The organism is Bacillus cereus group sp. BfR-BA-01379, from assembly GCF_022663605.1.
Taxonomy (GTDB): domain Bacteria; phylum Bacillota; class Bacilli; order Bacillales; family Bacillaceae_G; genus Bacillus_A; species Bacillus_A mobilis.
Map to the genome: position 1 here is coordinate 103,365 of NZ_JAKUFT010000003.1, position 18,024 is coordinate 121,388.

Below are 18,024 nucleotides of genomic sequence, written 5' to 3' on the forward strand. Positions count from 1 at the left end.
ATGTAGTAGAAAGGATTTTTTATTCGTATGACAAGACAAGAGCGGATTTTACAATTGCCTTTTTTCGAAAATAAACGTGAACTTGCCGAGCAAGTGTTAAAAATGGAACGAGAAGAGCATGTATATTTACCAGATCAATTTGAAATTAAGCAAGTCCCTCCGTACTCATTTGGTGAAAAACAAGCAATCATCGGCCGTATTCACGAATTTTATTTCGTAAGTGTTGGTAGCGATGAGGTTTGGAAGTATCAACTGTTTAAAGATGAAATGAAGTGTCGTGAGTTTTTTGTTACGTTGCCGGATATTGCGGATCAGCAGATAGCGTTTTGGTTCAATAACATCGAGTTATTGAAAGGATCTTAAAAAAGATTTTAAAGCCTTTTTAGGTTTTGAGAGAGGGCCTGGCGGTGTTTGGTAGCGGTCAGTGCCTAATAGAGTCTCGACCGGTGTTTAAGATCAGAGATATGGAGAGTTACTAGGGTAGTATAAGAAGAGGTAAGCGAAGTGTGGATAATAGTTATGATCCACATGGAGTTGTAAAGAGATATGAGAGGTACTGAGATGGCTGGGGATGAGATAATCATTTCATAGTAGGTCAGTGCTTTCTGGATAGTTTGTGACGATGGATTTTTATAAAAGGAGAGGTGAGGAGGATGGCGCAGAATAAGTATCGCGTTACATTCATTTCGCCAAGTGAGGTTGAGCAGCGGACTGTAATGGCGGCGAGTAGTTTGCCGGATTTAATTCGTAAAGTGGAGAGTATTATTGCAGATCCAAACGGTTATTTTGTAAATGATAAAAAAAATAATTGCTATTTTAAAGTGATTAAAGAAAATGTTACGTTTATTCAATATGAATTACTATTTTCAGATAAAGAAATTCACATTGAAAAATTAAAACATATAGCACCGGCAGTATTAAAACGATTATTTAAAAAAATAAATGATCCGGAACTGTATGCTCTTGCGCTACTGGATGTTGATATAGCAACGAAAGACTATGTGCTAGAACATATGAACGCAGAGTTAAGGATAAGAGTAGAAACGGAGCTTTCGAAAAAATGGGAAGCAATGCCGACAGAAATTGTAGGGGCACAAGAAGTGTTACTAGAAGCACTTGCTTCGTTTATACAAGAATAATCGCTTTTTTAAATAAATCATGCAACTATCTATATTTTTCATATAGATAGTTGACTTTTTCGTTTTAATAAAGCTTAATAATTAGATATACGGAAATAATGAAAGGGGAGCGACACCTTTATGTCACAAGCACAAAGTATTTTATTAGAAAGCGGAACAAATGAATTAGAGATTGTTACATATACTGTTGGTGAAAACCTATTTAGTATTAACGTAATGAAAGTACGTGAAATCATTAATCCATTCCCTGTTACAACAGTGCCAGAATCTCATCATGCAGTTGAAGGTGTTGTTCAAGTACGTGGTGAAATTTTACCTGTTATTAACTTAGCGACAGCTCTTAATTTAAAATCGACAAAGCCACTTGATCAAACGAAATTTATCATTTCAGAATTAAACCAAATGAAAGTTATTTTCCGTGTGGATGAAGTGCATCGTATTCAACGTATTTCTTGGGAACAAATTGATGAGCCAGCTTCATTGTCTATGGGACTAGAAGAAACAACATCTGGTATTGTAAAACTAGATGGAAAAATCATTTTACTATTAGATTATGAAAAAATTGTTTGCGAAATTAGCAACACGGGTTATGACAATAAATCACTTGCAGGATTAGAGCAAAAAACAGATCGAGCTGAAAAAGTTATTTATATTGCGGAAGATTCAGCAATGCTTCGTCAAATATTAGAAGAAACATTATCATCAGCCGGATATACGAAAATGAACTTCTTCAGCAATGGTGCAGAAGCGTTAGCGCAAATTGAAAAGCTAGCGAAAGAGCAAGGAGAAAAAATGTTTGAACATATTCACTTGCTCATTACGGATATTGAAATGCCGAAAATGGATGGACACCATTTAACGAAAGTAATTAAAGATGGTGAAGTAACGCATCGTTTACCAATCGTTATTTTCTCTTCCCTAATTACAAATGAATTATTCCATAAAGGCGAAGCTGTAGGGGCAAATGCTCAAGTAAGTAAGCCAGATATTCAAGAGTTAATTGGTTTAGTAGATAAGTTAGTGCTGTAAAAGAGTTTGGAAAAGCTTTTTTTAGCTGGAATAGAAGCTCTAGCTATGTGTGGTGGCGGTCAGTGCCTAATGGAGCGCCGTACCATATGAGACCAGAGATATGGAGTGGTTTTAGGTAAGTAGAAGAAGTAAGGATTTGCAGACACTATTTACAACTCTATTCTTTTAGTGGAGAGAAGGGAACTAGCCATGTGTAGTATTGGTTAGTTCCTTTTTAGTATTTTATACTCTATATAGGTGGAAAGATGGAACGTTTTTAGAGTGTTTGAGCTTGTATGTATAAAAAATCTTTAGTTGAAGATTTTTGATTTGAAAATATAAAAAAGCGTACCTTTGGATTATTTTAGTAATTTTTCGTGGTAACGCAAACTTTTTCGGTGAAAATACATCCGAAATACCATATAATATAATTAAATGTAATTAATATGCAATTATACATATTAATTAAAAAATCCTTTTTTCTATATCTATACTTTCTATACATTTTTGTATGTTTATTATTTGACAGACAATTTCGAAATGTTATAATATGGATATGTAAAAATTGCTATTTTCTGAAAAGACATGGGAGTCAGATGAGAATTGTGAAAGGATGAGGGGGAGTGGCACAGATTATGTATCACCACACAGCAATCAATGTATTAAGTCTCTTACAAAACATGTCAAATAATAAAATGAACGATACACAACTAGAAGCGGAATTTAAAAAAATAGAAAAACAATTCCAAGTAAAGTATGAAGAACTAGTTGATTTACATAATAGAATGGTATTATTTCAAATAGATATAGAAAAACATGGCGGGATGCGAGCATATGAAAAATCAGCGATTACATGGCTAAAGTCAGAGCTAGAGTTACTGTATGAAGTGTATCAATTTTGCCAACGTCACGGTTTAAACATTATTAATATTTCAAAATATGTTAGTAAAAACGAACTAAATCTTTTCCCGAAAACAGAAAGTCAATTACAAAATACGTATTACAAGTTAAAAAAGCGTGAAATACCGTTTGAAAATATTGAAAAGCAAAAACCTGGACGAAAGCGAAAGTATACACCTGTAAAAGAAACAATTGTTGAAATGAAAAAAGAAAACAATCACGTATTAATAGAGGAAGTACAGCATAAAGAGAATGAAAAAAGTCTTGTAACAGTTATATCTGGTATCGTTGATAATTTTGAAACAATTAGTCAACATAGTGAAAGAAAAGAAGATGAATTACATCAGTTTATGGAAGGTATTTATAAGCTTTCTAGCATGGCCGCAGGGCATTTTAAAGAAGAGTCTAGTAGAAGTAGTCTAGAAAGTGAATTACGAGCGCTACGATTGGAAAATGAAAGGTTAAAACGAGAAAAAGAAGAACTTGTACAAGATGTGAAAGACATGACGCAACATTTAATTAATTTCATTAAAAGTTCGGATGTCAATCAAATTCGAAAATTACCAACCTTCGTACAAGAATGCAAACTAGAATTACATAAACTAGGATTATATAACGCACAAGACGGAAAAATGAAAATAAGGATCGACCGTAGAGGACAAGTTATGACGGTAGCGCCATAGAAGTATTGGGTACAAAATAAAAGGGAAGTACATAGTTTATATGTATTTCCCTTTTATTTTGTGTGGAATCGTTTCAAAGAGTGAAATGACAATTATGATTGTAGTAATTTATATACCATTTGCGGAATTTGATTTGCTTGTAAAACCATGCTAAGTGCAACCTCAGTTAACAATTTAAATTTTAAAAAGTCACTCATCTCCTGCGCCATATCCGCATCCTCAATTCGGGAAGTAGTATCTGTTAGGGCCATACTTTGGCTGTTTAAATTTTCAATATTAAATTGTAAACGATTCATCATAGCCCCAAGATCAGCACGATGAAGTGATACATTATGTAAAGCTTCTTCAATTTTACGAATCGCCGCTCTTGCTTCTTGTTCTGTTGAAATGTTGATGTCATGTTGTGTAGGGGGAGGGGGAATATGTTTCGTTACATTTACTGTATGACCAATATCATCTAACGTAACAGGCCGGTTTTGTCCATCAAATACGGATAAATCATTAAACTCAGTCGTCTCATCAATATAGCCAATTTGTTCTATTAAAGATTGAAACTCTTTATTCAGTGAATCACGGTGTTTATTTGAATTTGTACCGTTAGCAGATTGAACAGCTAAATCACGCATACGCTGTAAAATATTTGTCACAGTTTGAAGTGCAGCTTCCGCAGTACGAAGCATGGATAGCGCATCTTCATTATTACGAATGGCCACACGCATACCACTTGCTCTCGCATGCATACGAGTCACAATCGCAACATTCGCAGGATTATCAGAAGCGTTATTTAACTTCTTACCAGTCGCCAAATGCTCCATCGCAACATTCATACGCTTCTCATTCTCATACAACGACTGCCTAGCATTCATACTTAAAACATTCGTACCAATACGCATAATAGACACTCCTTATCTTATACTTTCATATATGATCTTAAAGTCAATAAACGGCTATGAAAAAAGGACTTATGCTTATTTTTTGTATATATTTTAACGCGGGAGGGGATCAAAATAGGCACTGACCGCTTCTCCATATGGATGGAGCTTCTCTCCAGGCTAAAAAGAAAGCTTTTAATCTATCTAGATAGAAAAAATAAACCTCTCCGCAAGCAGAGAGGTTTATTCATGAAACTAAATCAAATGGCTTATTGTAATAATTTAGAAACCATTTGTGGAGTTTGGTTTGCTTGAGAAAGCATGCTGATTCCAGCTTCGTTCAAGATTTTGAACTTAGTCATTTCAGACATTTCTTTCGCCATGTCAGCGTCTTCGATTTGAGAAGCAGCTGAAGCCATAGCAGAAGATTGGCTCTTAAGGTTGTTTACGTTAAAGTCTAAGCGGTTTAATGTAGCACCTAGAGTTGCACGGTTGTCAGCAACTGTTTTTAATGCTTCGTCAATTTTGCTAACGGCATCTAATGGAGTTCCGTTTGTAGCTGCAGCTCTAGAAGCCTCGAATGTTGCTACAAGAGCTTTAGAAGCTGGAGTACCTTCCATTGCTGATTTAGCATTTTCAAATGCTAGCTTATTAGCTGCATTATTTTTGTCAGCTTCATAAACAGCCTTCGTAGCAAGATATTCTTTAGCTGGATTATCTAGGCGACCTTTATCATCAGTATAGGCTGTAACTAACTTTTTAGCTTGTTCATCTTGATTAGAAGCAGTTTTGGCTAGAGAAAGTTCAGCCTCTTTACCTTTTTGTGCAGCTTCTAATGCATCTAATTTATCTGCTAATGCAACAGCTTTAGCATTACCTGCTAGATCATTTCTTCTATCTGCTTTATCTGCAGGATCAGCGTCCATATAAGCTTTAGCTAAAAGAGCGGCAGCTTGATCATCCCCAACAGGACCAGTAGAAGTTGAATTGATTGATGCTTTAAATGCTTCAGTTACTGCTTTAGCGCTATCAGCTGCTTCACTTGCATCAACAGTAGCTTTTGCAAGTGGGTTAGCAGAAGCACCAATTGCTAAGTCTGCAATTCCAAGAGATTTTAATGTAGCTGATTTTAAGTCAATACCAATTTGTTGGTTACCATCTGAAGAGTCTAAAGTTTGAATGTTAATAGAAGAATCAGATTGTAATAAGTTTTTATCATTAAATTGTGTGTTTTCTGCGATGTAAGTAATTTGCTTTTGTAGTTCTGCAAATTCTTTTTGCATTGCAGATTGGTTATCAGATGTATTTGTTCCATTTGCAGATTGGTTTGCAAGGTCACGCATACGAAGTAAGATGTTAGATACAGAACCTAATGCTGAATCAGCTGTACGGATTAATGACATACCATCTTGTGTGTTGTTAGCTGCAACACCTAATCCGCTTTCACGTGCACGCATACGAGTTGCGATTGCAAGACCTGCTGCATCGTCAGAAGCGTTGTTGATACGTTTACCGCTTGATAAACGGTCCATAGCGTTACTCATTTTAGCTTGGTTTTGACGCATGTATTCTTGCGTACGCATGCTATTAATGTTTGTATTAATTCTCATGTAAAAGAACCCCCATTTTTTTATATTGACTTTTCTGCAAATTGAAAAACGGTAATATGCGAAAAAATCGATTTCGAATTTATTGTAAGCCTTGCTATAATGGGTGTCAACTGAAAATTTGAATTAATAAATATAAAAAAATAACAGTTTAACAATTTAGTCGTTTTTTTATTACAATATAATTGCAAAGGATTATTGCAAACTTTACGAAAAAACTCTAATATTAGATTATCTTTGTTTACCGAAAAGGTGATATTATGGTAGTTGGAAATATAGTAAAAGAAGTACTTGCATATAAAAAAGGACAGTTTCAGCAAAAGTTAAGTAGTCCGCAGGCGTTTGTTAGTAGTAGGTTTCAAGAGAAGTTGCAAAGCGAGCCTATGAAGGAAACGAAGGCTACTACACAGCCGGAAAAAGTAGAGGATATGAGTCAGCCGGTACAATCTACGAAAATAGAAGCGGTTGTAAATAAACCGTTAGAATCTATTCATAAAGTAGAGGAAGTAAGTAAGCCGGAAGAAAAGCCTGAAACGAAGAAAGTTGATGAAGTGCAAGTTGCACAAAAAGAGTTTGAACGACGTTTCCCGGAAACGAAAAATGAGGCTGTTGATACGTGGGGATTAACGAAGAAGTATAATATTCAAAAAATACGTTCTTCAAATGAAGGGAAGTATGAGGATATTATTGATCGCGTGAGCCGTTCATACGGAATTCCGAAAACGTTAATTCAAAAAATGATTGAAGTAGAGTCTAATTTCAATCCGAAAACGGTGTCGCATGCAGGGGCGATGGGGCTTATGCAGCTTATGCCGGCGAATGTGAAAGAGATGGGGATAAAAAATCCATTTTCACCAGCTGAAAGTATTGAAGGTGGCGTGAAAGAGTTAAGCGGTTATTTAAAGAAAAATAACGGTGATTTAGTATTAGCGCTTGCTTCTTATAATGCTGGTCCTGGTAATGTGAGAAAGTACGGAGGCGTACCTCCATTTAAAGAAACGCAAGGATATATTAAAAAAATATTAAATATCGACGTTTCGAAATAAGAAATTTCATTTATATAAATAGAGAACATGAAATTTTCGTGAACATGATATGGGAGTTGGCTAGATTTGAAATTACAAGATGATATTCCGTTAACAATTTATTTTGAAATCGGAAATACGAAAAAGAAAATTGAAGATCTGCTTCATATTACGAAAGGTACATTGTATCGTCTTGAAAATTCAACGAAAAATACGGTGCGTCTTATGCTTGAGAATGAAGAGATTGGAACCGGAAAGATTTTGACGAAAAATGGAAAGATGTACGTTGAAATCGTTGAATTGAAAAGGTAGGGAAGGGGATTTTCATGAGTGGCGATAAATTAAGCCAAGAGCAAATTGATGCCCTGCTGAAGGCGGTAAATGAAGGCGAGGAAATGCCAGCTTTCGCACAAGAAGCAGGGAAGCAAGATAAATTTCAAGAGTATGATTTTAATAGACCGGAGAAGTTCGGTGTTGAACATTTACGTAGTTTGCAAGCGATTGCTTCTACGTTTGGTAAACAGACATCACAGACGTTATCTGCACGTATGCGTATTCCGATTGAGTTAGATCCTTCGACAGTGGAGCAAGTTCCGTTTACGAGTGAGTATGTGGAGAAAATGCCGAAAGATTATTATTTATATTGCGTCATTGACCTCGGACTTCCAGAGCTTGGAGAAATTGTTATTGAGATTGATTTAGCATTTGTTATTTATATTCATGAGTGTTGGCTTGGCGGAGATAGTAAACGTAATTTTACGATGCGTAGACCGTTAACTGCATTTGAGTTTTTAACGCTTGATAATATTTTTGCACTTCTATGTAAAAATTTAGAGCAATCGTTTGAAAGTGTTGTGGCAATTAAACCGAAATTTGTGACGACTGAGACGGATCCGAATGCATTAAAGATTACGACAGCGAGCGATATCATTTCATTACTGAACGTAAATATGAAAACGGATTTTTGGAATACGACGGTGCGTATCGGTATTCCGTTCTTATCTGTTGAAGAAATTATGGATAAGTTAACGTCTGAAAATATTGTCGAACATTCTTCGGATAAGCGTAAAAAGTATACGTCTGAAGTGGAAGTGAAAGTAAATCAAGTGTTTAAACCTGTTCATGTTGCGATTGGTGAGCAGAAGATGACAATGGGTGACATTGAACAAATTGAAGAAGGCGATATTATTCCGCTTCATACGAAAGTTTCGGATGAATTGCTTGGTTTTGTAGATGGAAAGCATAAATTTAATTGTTTTATTGGAAAAGATGGAACGCGTAAGGCGCTCCTATTTAAAAGTTTTGTAGAGTAGGAGGATCCATATGAAGCATGAAGTATCTCCTGTGTCATTAATGGGATTAGAAGAATTTGCAGGAAAGCGAAATGAAGCGGGTAAAGCACATATTGATACTGTTTCGGATATTTCGATTGAACTTGGTGTAAAGCTTGGGAAATCATCTATTACGCTCGGTGATGTGAAGCAATTAAAAGTGGGCGATGTTCTTGAAGTAGAGAAAAACTTAGGGCATAAAGTAGATGTGTATTTAAGTAATATGAAAGTCGGCATAGGTGAAGCAATCGTAATGGACGAGAAGTTCGGTATTATCATTTCTGAAATTGAAGCTGACAAGAAGCAAGCTGCGCTTATGAAAGCGCAAAGTCAAATGCTAGATAAAGAGTAGAGGAGGAGTCATATGTCGTATATGACGACCTTATTTCAAGTCGTTTTACTGTTTGGTGCGCTCGGCTACGGTGCATATTATATGACGAAAAAGACGCGCAAGCAGCAGTTTTTTAAACAAGGTGAAAATGGCCATATTCAAGTGAAAGACGGCGTGTATTTAAATCATCAAACGAGCGCTTTTTTATTTGAAGTAGACGGCAAGCAAGTGTTCACTGTTATTAGTAATAACGGTGTACAATCTGTGCAATTAACAGGAACAGGAAATCAGTTTCAACAAGCGCTAGAAGATGCGGTGAAGAGTGAAACGAAAAAAGTAGAGGATCCATCATGAGAATAAAGAAACAGTTATCATTATTAGCCGTTATTTTCGTATTTTCTATCGTTTTTTCAATTATTTTTGTAAATCCAGCGTATGCGGCCCAAAACGGTTTTATTAATTTCGAAAATGGAAAAGAGTTTACGAGTAATTCAAGTGTACAGTTATTTGCGCTCGTTACCCTTTTATCATTATCTTCTTCTATCGTTCTATTATTTACACATTTTACTTATTTTATGATCGTTCTTGGGATTACACGTCAAGGACTTGGGGTAATGAATTTACCACCGAACCAAGTACTCGTTGGACTTGCCTTATTTTTATCACTCTTTACGATGCAGCCTGTACTTGGGCAGCTGAAGAGCGATGTGTGGGATCCGATGACGAAAGAGAAAATAACTGTAAGTCAAGCTGCGGAGACGACAGCTCCAATTATGAAAGAGTATATGTCAAAACATACGTATAAGCATGATTTAAAGATGATGCTGAAAGTGCGCGGAGAAGAGTTACCGAAAGATTTGAAAGATCTTTCTTTATTTACGCTCGTGCCATCTTTTACGTTAACGCAAATTCAAAAAGGATTGTTAACGGGGATGTTCATTTATTTAGCGTTTGTATTTATAGATTTGATTATTAGTACACTTTTAATGTACCTCGGGATGATGATGGTACCGCCGATGATTTTAAGTTTACCATTTAAAATACTCGTTTTCGTATATTTAGGTGGATATACAAAAATCGTCGACATTATGTTTAAAACGGTCGCCTGAAGCGTTTGATGCTATGTGATAGGAGTCATATAAATGAATACGTCACCAATTATAGATATTTTTCAAACCTTTTTTTATAAAGGGGTTATGATTTTAATGCCGGTTGCCGGCGTAAGTATGATTGTCGTTATTATTATCGCTGTCATTATGGCGATGATGCAAATTCAAGAGCAAACGCTGACGTTTTTACCGAAAATGGCGAGTATTGTACTCGTTATTATCATTTTAGGTCCGTGGATGTTTCAAGAGTTAACGACACTTATTTTAGATTTATTTGATAAAATCCCATCGCTATTGCGTTCGTACTAAGATAGGTGAACTGAAATGAATATGGAATTATGGGCGGCGACGTTTTTTGCGTTTTGCCGCATTACTTCATTTTTATATTTTTTACCGTTTTTCTCAGGTCGATCCATTCCAGCGATGGCGAAGGTTACAGTAGGACTTGCTCTTTCGATTACAGTTGCCGATCAAGTTGATGTCTCTCACATAAAGACAACGTGGGACGTAGCAGCTTATGCAGGTACGCAAATTGTAATTGGATTATCGCTTTCAAAAATTGTAGAAATGCTGTGGAATATTCCAAAAATGGCTGGGCATATTTTAGACTTTGATATCGGTTTATCACAGGCAAGTTTGTTTGATGTAAATGCAGGTTCACAGTCTACTTTACTTTCAACCATTTTTGATATATTTTTTCTCATTATTTTTATTTCACTTGGCGGCATTAATTATTTCGTTGCCACGATTTTAAAGTCGTTTCAATATACAGAGGCGATTTCAAAATTGCTGACGACTAGTTTTCTAGATAGTCTACTCGCAACGTTATTATTTGCGATTACATCAGCGGTTGAAATTGCTCTTCCGCTTATGGGAAGTTTGTTCATCATTAACTTTGTTTTAATTTTAATCGCAAAAAACGCTCCGCAATTAAACGTTTTTATGAATGCGTACGTCATTAAAATTACATGTGGTATTTTGTTTATTGCGATGAGTGTACCGATGCTTGGTTATGTGTTTAAAAATATGACGGACGTATTGCTTGAGGAATATACAAAACTATTTAACTTTTTCTTAACGAAGTAGGGGGACGCGCATGGCAAAGGATAATAAAACAGAAAAGGCCACCCCGCAGAAGCGTAAGAAATCGCGTGAAGAAGGGAATATTGCCCGGAGTAAAGATTTAAATAATTTATTTTCCATACTTGTATTGGCAGTTGTCGTTTACTTTTTCGGAGATTGGCTCGGATATGAGATTGCAAATTCTGTAGCGGTACTGTTTGATCAAATTGGAAAAAATACAGATTCAACACAGTATTTTTATTTAATGGGCATTTTATTATTAAAAGTATCAGCACCGATATTAATACTCGTATACGCTTTTCATTTATTTAATTATATGATTCAAGTCGGTTTCTTATTTTCTTCTAAAGTCATTAAGCCGAAAGCTTCACGTATTAATCCGAAAAACTATTTTACGAGATTGTTTAGTCGTAAAAGTTTAGTAGATATTTTGAAATCACTATTTTATATGGGATTAATCGGTTACGTCGCTTACATTCTGTTTAAAAAGAATTTAGAGAAGATCGTGAGTATGATTGGATTTAACTGGACTGCGTCACTTACTGAAATTATTAGGCAAATTAAATTTATCTTTTTAGCTATTTTAATTATATTAATCGTTCTTTCTATTATTGATTTTATATATCAAAAGTGGGAATACGAACAAGATATTAAGATGAAAAAAGAAGAAGTAAAACGAGAGCATAAAGATAATGAAGGGGACCCGCAAGTAAAGGGGAAACGAAAAAACTTTATGCATGCCATCTTGCAAGGGACAATTGCGAAGAAAATGGATGGTGCAACGTTTATTGTAAACAACCCGACTCATATTTCGGTCGTACTTCGGTACAATAAACAGGTTGATGCGGCGCCAATTGTCGTTGCAAAAGGGGAAGATGAGCTCGCATTATATATACGAACGCTTGCCCGCGAACAAGAAATACCAATGGTGGAAAACCGTCCGCTTGCTCGTTCTTTATATTATCAAGTCGAGGAAGATGAGACGATTCCAGAAGATTTATACGTAGCTGTAATTGAAGTTATGCGCTATTTAATTCAAACGAATGAGCTTGAAGTATAATAGCGCGGTTGGAGGAGATCTCTTGTGTTTAAGATAGATTCTGCAAGAACCTATTTTTCTATCTTTCTAGCAGCGTCATTCGTAGTGGCGCTCTTAATTCCACTGCCACCATTTATACTTGATATCGTTATCGTTTTTCTACTAAGTATGTCAGTGCTTATTTATATGCGAGCAACAAGTATTAACGAGTGGGATGAATTAAAGTCATTTCCAACGATGTTGTTATTAATCGGGATTTTCCGCGTATCGATTAACGTATCGACGACGCGAGCGATTTTGACAGACGGAAATGCGGGGCATGTTATTGAAGAGTTCGGTCAGTTCGTAATTGGCGGGAACTTATTAATTGGTATCGTTATTTTTATAGTATTAATCATATTCCAGTTTATCGTTGCAAACGGTGCGTCTCGTACAGCTGAAGTTGCGGCTCGTTTTACACTTGATTCTTTACCCGGGAAACAAATGTCAATCGATGCAGATTTAAACCAGCGTATTATTACTGAAAAAGATGCACAGGCAAAACGAAAAAAGTTAAATATGGAAACAGAGTTTTACGGGGCGATGGATGGTGCCGGGAAGTTCATTAAAGGGGACGTTATTTTCGGGATTGTCATTTTATTCGTAAACATTATTTTCGGTTTAATTGTCGGCATGATGCAGCAAGGAATGAGCTTTGCAGATGCGGCTATTCACTATACACAGTTAACTGTCGGTGATGGAATCGTAAACCAAATTGGTTCATTAATGCTTGCGATTTCAACGGGTATTATCGTAACGCGTGTATTTGACGGTTCACCGGATACAGTAACGGAAGGTATCTTTAAAGAGTTATTAGCGCATGAAGTTGTTGTATATGCGCTTGGTGGTTTATTTATAGCAATGGGTATTTTTACTCCGCTACCATTTCTACCATTCGCACTCGTTGGTGGAACAATTATATTCTTAGGAGTTCGCAATAAAAACCGAATAAAGAAAGAAAAAGAAGACGAGCTTCAAAAAGAAATAGAAATGATTCAAGGCGAAGATGAGCAACTGCAACAAGTGGAAGATTCATTCGGAGTATTTACAGATAAATATCCAATTATAGTAGAACTCGGTTTAGATTTAGCAGCACTTGTAAAGCAGAAAATTAATGGGGAAACTGCTCGTGATAAAGTTGTTCTAATGAGGAAGTCGATTATTACCGATCTTGGTATTAACGTTCCTGGCATTAACTTTAAAGATAATACGAGTTTTAGACCACGCGGACGTTACATTATTCGTATTAAAGGTGCGAAGGCAGCTGAAGGTGTTTTAAAATCAGGGTACTTATTAGCACTGAAAACACCGAATGTAATGGCCGATTTAGATGCAGAACCAGCGAAAGATCCGATTTTCGGTGAAGATGGATATTGGATTTTAGAGCATATGGTACAAGATGCGCAGATGAAAGGCTATCAAGTATTAGAGCCACTTAGCATATTAATTACGCATTTAGATGTTATCGTTAGACGTAATCTTCATGAGTTAATTCAGCGTCAACATGTAAAAGACTTAATTAACTCACTTGAAAATGATAACGGTGTTTTATTAGAAGAGATTAAGAAGAAAGAAATCGACTTATCACTCGTTCAAAATGTTATTAAACAACTTTTAAAAGAAGGCATTTCTATTCGTGATTTACCAACCATTATTGAAGGTATTATTGATGGAAAAGAAATTTATCAAAACCACGTTGACGGTGTAACGTCATTCGTCCGTGAATGTATTTCAAAAGTGATTTGTGAAAATGCGAAAAATCCTGACGGTAAAATATACGCGGCGCTCTTCTCAGATTCAATCGAGTTAGATGCGGACGTTGTGAACAATTCTTATCAAGGTTATTTATTAAACTGGGATTTAGATTTAGAATCGCGAGTCGTTGAGCAAGTACAACGCGTATTTAAACAAGCCCGCTTAATGGGAAGAGAACCAGTATTATTAACGCGTAGAAAAGATTTCAGGTTTGCGATTGTAAGACTGCTAGAGCGTTATCAAATAGAAGCGCAAGTACTTTGTATTAGTGAATTAGCTCCAGAAATTGTTGTAGATCAAATTGCTTACATTGAATAGTAGGGGGTGAAGTAATGGAAAATACAGAAAAGAAAGAAGCGTTAATGCGAATAAAAGCAGCTTCGAAAAATGAATTGTATCGAAAGTTATTTGACCAATATGGTACAGATTATTATTACGTTGTCGATGAAAGTGTAAAACGAAATATCCCGTTTTTTTGGAAAAAGAATTATGAAATGTTAGTTGCTTTTCCAGAGGATAAACAAGAAGACGTGAACGAAGGTACAGCTCAATTTCATGAACAATTAATGGATGTTGTGAACGATCCTTCAGAACAAATTGTGAAGGCGAACGGAATTCAATCGGTACTGCACAATTTAGAAAACGTGACGACTTCTATGTCATATGCGGCGATGCAAACAGGAAATAGTGAAGAATGGACAAGAAAGAAAGAGAAACTATTAAAGATGTTTGAAAAAGGTATCGTCGTTGTGAAACAGACGGAAGAAACGAAAGTAACGAAAAAGAAAAAAACTGTGAAAAAAGTCGTTCCTGTCAAGAAAGAAGAAGTGGTTGTAAAAAAAGAAAAGCAAGAATCTGTACCGTTTATTATTCAAAAAGTAATTCGCATGCTAGAGCAAAACGATGTAGAACAATATTTCATTCATGCATATGCTGAAAAGTTAAAAGTGAAGTTCGAGAATGCGACGATGATTACAGAAGAAGAAGTGATCGGATATATATTGGAAGATATGAGATCTCATTTCAACACAGAAAACGTTTTTGAAAAAGAAGTGCAAACAATTGCATTAATCGGTCCAACTGGAGTTGGAAAAACGACGACACTTGCGAAAATGGCATGGCAGTTTCACGGTAAGAAAAAAACGGTTGGTTTTATTACGACAGACCATTCACGCATTGGAACAGTACAGCAACTGCAAGATTACGTAAAAACAATGGGATTTGAAGTGATCGCTGTACGTGATGAGGCTGCAATGACAAGAGCGCTTACGTATTTTAAAGAAGAAGCGCGCGTCGATTATATTTTAATTGATACAGCTGGAAAAAATTATCGTGCGTCAGAGACAGTGGAAGAAATGATTGAAACGATGGGACAAGTAGAGCCAGATTATATTTGTTTAACGTTATCAGCGTCGATGAAAAGTAAAGATATGATTGAAATCATTACAAATTTTAAAGATATTCATATTGATGGTATCGTATTTACGAAATTTGATGAAACAGCAAGTAGTGGTGAATTGTTGAAAATTCCAGCAGTATCGTCAGCTCCAATTGTATTAATGACAGACGGACAAGACGTGAAGCAACATATACATATCGCTACAGCTGAACATTTAGCGAAACAAATGTTGCAAACATCCTAGAAAAGAGGTGAAGGATAAGGCAACCGCCTTATTCAAATAAGTATGAACGGTCTTTATATAGGTTCTATGGGTATGATGAATTACATGCAGCGCATTAATGTTCATTCGAATAACGTTGCAAATGCTCAAACGACAGGATTTAAAGCAGAAAATATGACTTCTAAAGTATTTGATGTACAAGACACATATCGCCGCGGAGATGGAGCTGTGACAAATATCGGTTCGGTCGATTACGCTGTAGTTCCAGCCGCAACGCATGTGAACTTAGTACAAGGAAATATACAAATGACCAATAGTGCTACAGATTTCTTTTTAGATGACGGTACAGCTGGCACAACATCATTTTTCGTTACATCTAAAAACGATGAAACGTTTTTAACGAGAGATGGTAGTTTTACAGTAAATAGTGATCGTGATCTGCAAACATCATCTGGTGCTTATGTTATGGATGTAAATAATGAACGTATTAAAATTCCGGAAAATGTTAATTTCTTCGTATCTAATAATGGAGAAATTTATAGAGAAGTTAATGATGGAACTTTACAAAACCCAGATATTAAGAGAATAGTAATAGCACAGTTGCAAACAAAAACAGTAGATGCAGAAGCAAATGCACGTCTAATGCAAAGAGAGAACAAAAGTTTTACACTAGCAGAAGGAAACATTGCTGATTTACCGAACGGAACAGGGGCAGTGAAAAATCATATGCTAGAAAATTCAAATGTAGATTTGACGAAAGAGATGGCTGATCTTATGACAGATCAAAAAATGATTTCAGCATCACAACGCGTTATGACTTCATTTGATAAAATTTATGAAAAAGAAGCGAATGAAATATTGAGATAAGAGACTGACTTCCCATAGCGGAAGTCTTTTTTTATTATTGCTTTTATTTCGGTTACACCATAAAATGATAATGATTATCAATATCATTTTATCTTTTTTCATAAGAATGGAATTTCATAATGACAGCAACATTGCTTAACTAGGTAAATTAAAAATAAGGGGATGGTGTGTATGTCTATAAAAAAACAACTTTGCATTGGATTATGTTTAATTTCTAGAAAGAAAGAAGAAGATAGTATATTTGATTCAGGAATTAACGAGCAAGTAGAGTTAGCAAAACAGGCAGAAAAATCGAAGTTAGATTTTGTTTTTAAAGCGGATTATTTAGTGGCGCATCCGGATTTAATTGCTCGTAATAAAGGGAATGTCATTTTAGATCCGACTTTACTGTTTACTGCTATTGCGTATGCAACAGAAAAAATTGGAGTCGTTACGACTGCTTCAACGTCGTTTTATCCACCATATATATTAGCGAGGCAATTACAATCTTTACACTGGATTAGTAATGGGCGAGTAGGGTGGAATATTGTTACTTCCATTGATGGTGCTGAAAACTTTGGCGAGAAAGGAATGCCATCATCTGAGGAACGATACGCGAAAGCGGCAGAATGTACAGCGTTAGTAAGAAAACTTTGGGGAAGTCATCCCAATGAAGTTTTGAAAGTAGATAATCCGGATGTTATTAGAGAGATGGTAAAACCTATTGAGCATAATGGCGAATACTTTAAGGTGAAAGGTCCACTTAATATTCCGCAGCATATTGCAGGGGAAATGCCATTATTTCAAGCTGGTGCTTCAGAATCAGGGCGGGATTTTGCTGCTTCTGTTGCAGATGCAATTTTTGCTGCAACGCCAGATGTAGAGTCCGGAATGGAACTGCGTCAAGATTTAAGAAGAAGAGCAGAACAGCATGGCCGTAACCAAGATGATATACGCGTATTGCCTGGACTATATTTCTTTATCGGTGATACATATGAAGAAGCGTTAGAAATGCATAGGCAAGCACATCAACATCTCACAAAAGAGAAGAGATACTCGTTACTTGAAATGGTTCTCGGGCTAGATGCGAGAGGGATTCCGCTAGAAAGTAAGATTAAGGAAGAGATGCTACCAAGTCGGGATCAAACTGTTCGCAGTAAAACACACGCAGAATTATTACGGAACTACATTATTAAAAATGAACCAACTGTTGAACAAATACTAGAACGACCAGAAGTTGTTGGTTCGGCTCATTGGGTTGCGGTTGGTACAGCGCAAGACGTTGCGAAACAAATTATGGATAGGTTTGAGGCGGGAGCGTTAGATGGATTTATTGCTATCCCAGGAGGACCTCCAAAGTCACTAGATCTATTCTTTAGTGAAGTTATTCCTTTATTCGTGAAGGCCGGTGTATTTAGGAAAGAGTATGCAGGTTCTACTTTACGGGAGCATTTGGAGGAGAATCTATTAAATACGCTGCAGCTAAAATAAGTGGAATAGTATGTAGAAAAAGCCTTTTAATTAGAAGGCTTTTTATTTTTGGATTAAATTTCAGAATTATCAATTGACTTTGTGGGTCTGTTTTTTTATATTAGTAGGTATACCAATAACTACTAATGTATATGTATCGTTTTG

Annotated in this window: 19 protein-coding genes; 17 read left to right on the plus strand and 2 right to left on the minus strand. The window is 36.0% G+C overall.

The window, feature by feature from the left end:
• The first annotated feature begins 27 nt into the window (after positions 1-27).
• The 4 genes from MR113_RS02195 (at position 28) to MR113_RS02210 (ending at position 3,730) form a co-directional block, all read left to right on the plus strand.
• Positions 28-363 carry a DUF3964 family protein gene (locus MR113_RS02195; RefSeq protein ID WP_097843309.1) on the plus strand — a complete coding sequence of 112 codons (336 nt, stop codon included), beginning with the start codon at positions 28-30 and terminating at the stop codon, positions 361-363.
• 290 nt (positions 364-653) lie between these two features.
• Entirely contained in the window at positions 654-1,139 is a 486-nt protein-coding gene (locus tag MR113_RS02200; RefSeq protein ID WP_242250816.1) for a LysR family transcriptional regulator, read from the plus strand.
• Between the two features lie 120 nt (positions 1,140-1,259).
• Positions 1,260-2,168: a chemotaxis protein gene (locus MR113_RS02205; protein ID WP_071721905.1), complete on the plus strand. Its 909-nt coding sequence runs from the start codon at positions 1,260-1,262 to the stop codon at positions 2,166-2,168.
• A 614-nt stretch (positions 2,169-2,782) separates the two neighbouring features.
• Entirely contained in the window at positions 2,783-3,730 is a 948-nt protein-coding gene (locus MR113_RS02210; RefSeq protein ID WP_242250846.1) for a DNA-binding domain-containing protein, read from the plus strand.
• Between the two features lie 92 nt (positions 3,731-3,822).
• Here the strand turns inward: MR113_RS02210 and MR113_RS02215 are convergent, their stop codons facing one another.
• Positions 3,823-4,623, minus strand: coding sequence for a flagellin N-terminal helical domain-containing protein (locus tag MR113_RS02215; protein ID WP_242250817.1), 801 nt, complete (start codon positions 4,621-4,623; stop codon positions 3,823-3,825).
• 248 nt (positions 4,624-4,871) lie between these two features.
• On the minus strand, positions 4,872-6,212 hold the full coding sequence (locus tag MR113_RS02220) for a flagellin N-terminal helical domain-containing protein (RefSeq protein ID WP_242250818.1): 1,341 nt from the start codon (positions 6,210-6,212) through the stop codon (positions 4,872-4,874).
• 257 nt (positions 6,213-6,469) lie between these two features.
• Between MR113_RS02220 and MR113_RS02225 the strand changes: the two genes are divergently transcribed.
• From MR113_RS02225 to MR113_RS02285, 13 genes are all read left to right on the plus strand, one after another.
• Entirely contained in the window at positions 6,470-7,255 is a 786-nt protein-coding gene (locus MR113_RS02225) for a lytic transglycosylase domain-containing protein (protein WP_242250819.1), read from the plus strand.
• Between the two features lie 66 nt (positions 7,256-7,321).
• Positions 7,322-7,546 (plus strand): flagellar motor switch protein FliN, encoded by a 225-nt coding sequence (locus tag MR113_RS02230; RefSeq protein WP_000775712.1) that lies wholly within the window; start codon positions 7,322-7,324, stop codon positions 7,544-7,546.
• Between the two features lie 14 nt (positions 7,547-7,560).
• Positions 7,561-8,547, plus strand: coding sequence for a flagellar motor switch protein FliM (gene fliM / locus MR113_RS02235; RefSeq protein ID WP_063263673.1), 987 nt, complete (start codon positions 7,561-7,563; stop codon positions 8,545-8,547).
• A 10-nt stretch (positions 8,548-8,557) separates the two neighbouring features.
• Positions 8,558-8,917 carry a flagellar motor switch protein FliN gene (gene fliN / locus MR113_RS02240; protein WP_048566843.1) on the plus strand — a complete coding sequence of 120 codons (360 nt, stop codon included), beginning with the start codon at positions 8,558-8,560 and terminating at the stop codon, positions 8,915-8,917.
• Positions 8,918-8,929: 12 nt separating this feature from the next.
• On the plus strand, positions 8,930-9,250 hold the full coding sequence (locus MR113_RS02245) for a hypothetical protein (protein WP_000121176.1): 321 nt from the start codon (positions 8,930-8,932) through the stop codon (positions 9,248-9,250).
• Positions 9,247-10,005: a flagellar type III secretion system pore protein FliP gene (locus MR113_RS02250; protein ID WP_001220586.1), complete on the plus strand. Its 759-nt coding sequence runs from the start codon at positions 9,247-9,249 to the stop codon at positions 10,003-10,005. The genes MR113_RS02245 and MR113_RS02250 overlap by 4 nt, the downstream gene beginning before the upstream one ends.
• Positions 10,006-10,038: 33 nt before the next feature.
• Complete coding sequence (locus MR113_RS02255; protein ID WP_001098085.1) at positions 10,039-10,314, plus strand: flagellar biosynthetic protein FliQ; 276 nt, start codon at positions 10,039-10,041, stop codon at positions 10,312-10,314.
• A 15-nt stretch (positions 10,315-10,329) separates the two neighbouring features.
• Positions 10,330-11,091 (plus strand): flagellar biosynthetic protein FliR, encoded by a 762-nt coding sequence (locus MR113_RS02260; protein WP_001055716.1) that lies wholly within the window; start codon positions 10,330-10,332, stop codon positions 11,089-11,091.
• 10 nt (positions 11,092-11,101) lie between these two features.
• Complete coding sequence (gene flhB, locus MR113_RS02265) at positions 11,102-12,148, plus strand: flagellar type III secretion system protein FlhB (RefSeq protein WP_242250820.1); 1,047 nt, start codon at positions 11,102-11,104, stop codon at positions 12,146-12,148.
• Between the two features lie 24 nt (positions 12,149-12,172).
• Entirely contained in the window at positions 12,173-14,239 is a 2,067-nt protein-coding gene (gene flhA / locus MR113_RS02270) for a flagellar biosynthesis protein FlhA (protein WP_242250821.1), read from the plus strand.
• A gap of 14 nt (positions 14,240-14,253) precedes the next feature.
• Positions 14,254-15,564, plus strand: coding sequence for a flagellar biosynthesis GTPase FlhF (flhF, locus tag MR113_RS02275; RefSeq protein WP_242250822.1), 1,311 nt, complete (start codon positions 14,254-14,256; stop codon positions 15,562-15,564).
• A 42-nt stretch (positions 15,565-15,606) separates the two neighbouring features.
• Positions 15,607-16,410 (plus strand): flagellar basal-body rod protein FlgG, encoded by an 804-nt coding sequence (locus MR113_RS02280; protein ID WP_277929610.1) that lies wholly within the window; start codon positions 15,607-15,609, stop codon positions 16,408-16,410.
• A 171-nt stretch (positions 16,411-16,581) separates the two neighbouring features.
• Complete coding sequence (locus MR113_RS02285) at positions 16,582-17,880, plus strand: NtaA/DmoA family FMN-dependent monooxygenase (protein WP_242250824.1); 1,299 nt, start codon at positions 16,582-16,584, stop codon at positions 17,878-17,880.
• Positions 17,881-18,024 lie beyond the last annotated feature (144 nt).

Excerpts from the sequence above, each read along its gene's own strand:
- MR113_RS02195 (WP_097843309.1), top strand. The coding sequence starts at position 28 with ATGACAAGACAAGAGCGGATTTTACAATTGCCTTTTTTCGAAAATAAA.
- MR113_RS02200 (WP_242250816.1), top strand. The coding sequence starts at position 654 with ATGGCGCAGAATAAGTATCGCGTTACATTCATTTCGCCAAGTGAGGTT.
- MR113_RS02205 (WP_071721905.1), top strand. The coding sequence starts at position 1,260 with ATGTCACAAGCACAAAGTATTTTATTAGAAAGCGGAACAAATGAATTA.
- MR113_RS02210 (WP_242250846.1), top strand. The coding sequence starts at position 2,783 with ATGTATCACCACACAGCAATCAATGTATTAAGTCTCTTACAAAACATG.
- MR113_RS02215 (WP_242250817.1), bottom strand. The coding sequence starts at position 4,623 with ATGCGTATTGGTACGAATGTTTTAAGTATGAATGCTAGGCAGTCGTTG.
- MR113_RS02220 (WP_242250818.1), bottom strand. The coding sequence starts at position 6,212 with ATGAGAATTAATACAAACATTAATAGCATGCGTACGCAAGAATACATG.
- MR113_RS02225 (WP_242250819.1), top strand. The coding sequence starts at position 6,470 with ATGGTAGTTGGAAATATAGTAAAAGAAGTACTTGCATATAAAAAAGGA.
- fliM (WP_063263673.1), top strand. The coding sequence starts at position 7,561 with ATGAGTGGCGATAAATTAAGCCAAGAGCAAATTGATGCCCTGCTGAAG.
- fliN (WP_048566843.1), top strand. The coding sequence starts at position 8,558 with ATGAAGCATGAAGTATCTCCTGTGTCATTAATGGGATTAGAAGAATTT.
- MR113_RS02245 (WP_000121176.1), top strand. The coding sequence starts at position 8,930 with ATGTCGTATATGACGACCTTATTTCAAGTCGTTTTACTGTTTGGTGCG.
- MR113_RS02250 (WP_001220586.1), top strand. The coding sequence starts at position 9,247 with ATGAGAATAAAGAAACAGTTATCATTATTAGCCGTTATTTTCGTATTT.
- MR113_RS02255 (WP_001098085.1), top strand. The coding sequence starts at position 10,039 with ATGAATACGTCACCAATTATAGATATTTTTCAAACCTTTTTTTATAAA.
- MR113_RS02260 (WP_001055716.1), top strand. The coding sequence starts at position 10,330 with ATGAATATGGAATTATGGGCGGCGACGTTTTTTGCGTTTTGCCGCATT.
- flhB (WP_242250820.1), top strand. The coding sequence starts at position 11,102 with ATGGCAAAGGATAATAAAACAGAAAAGGCCACCCCGCAGAAGCGTAAG.
- flhF (WP_242250822.1), top strand. The coding sequence starts at position 14,254 with ATGGAAAATACAGAAAAGAAAGAAGCGTTAATGCGAATAAAAGCAGCT.
- MR113_RS02280 (WP_277929610.1), top strand. The coding sequence starts at position 15,607 with ATGAACGGTCTTTATATAGGTTCTATGGGTATGATGAATTACATGCAG.
- MR113_RS02285 (WP_242250824.1), top strand. The coding sequence starts at position 16,582 with ATGTCTATAAAAAAACAACTTTGCATTGGATTATGTTTAATTTCTAGA.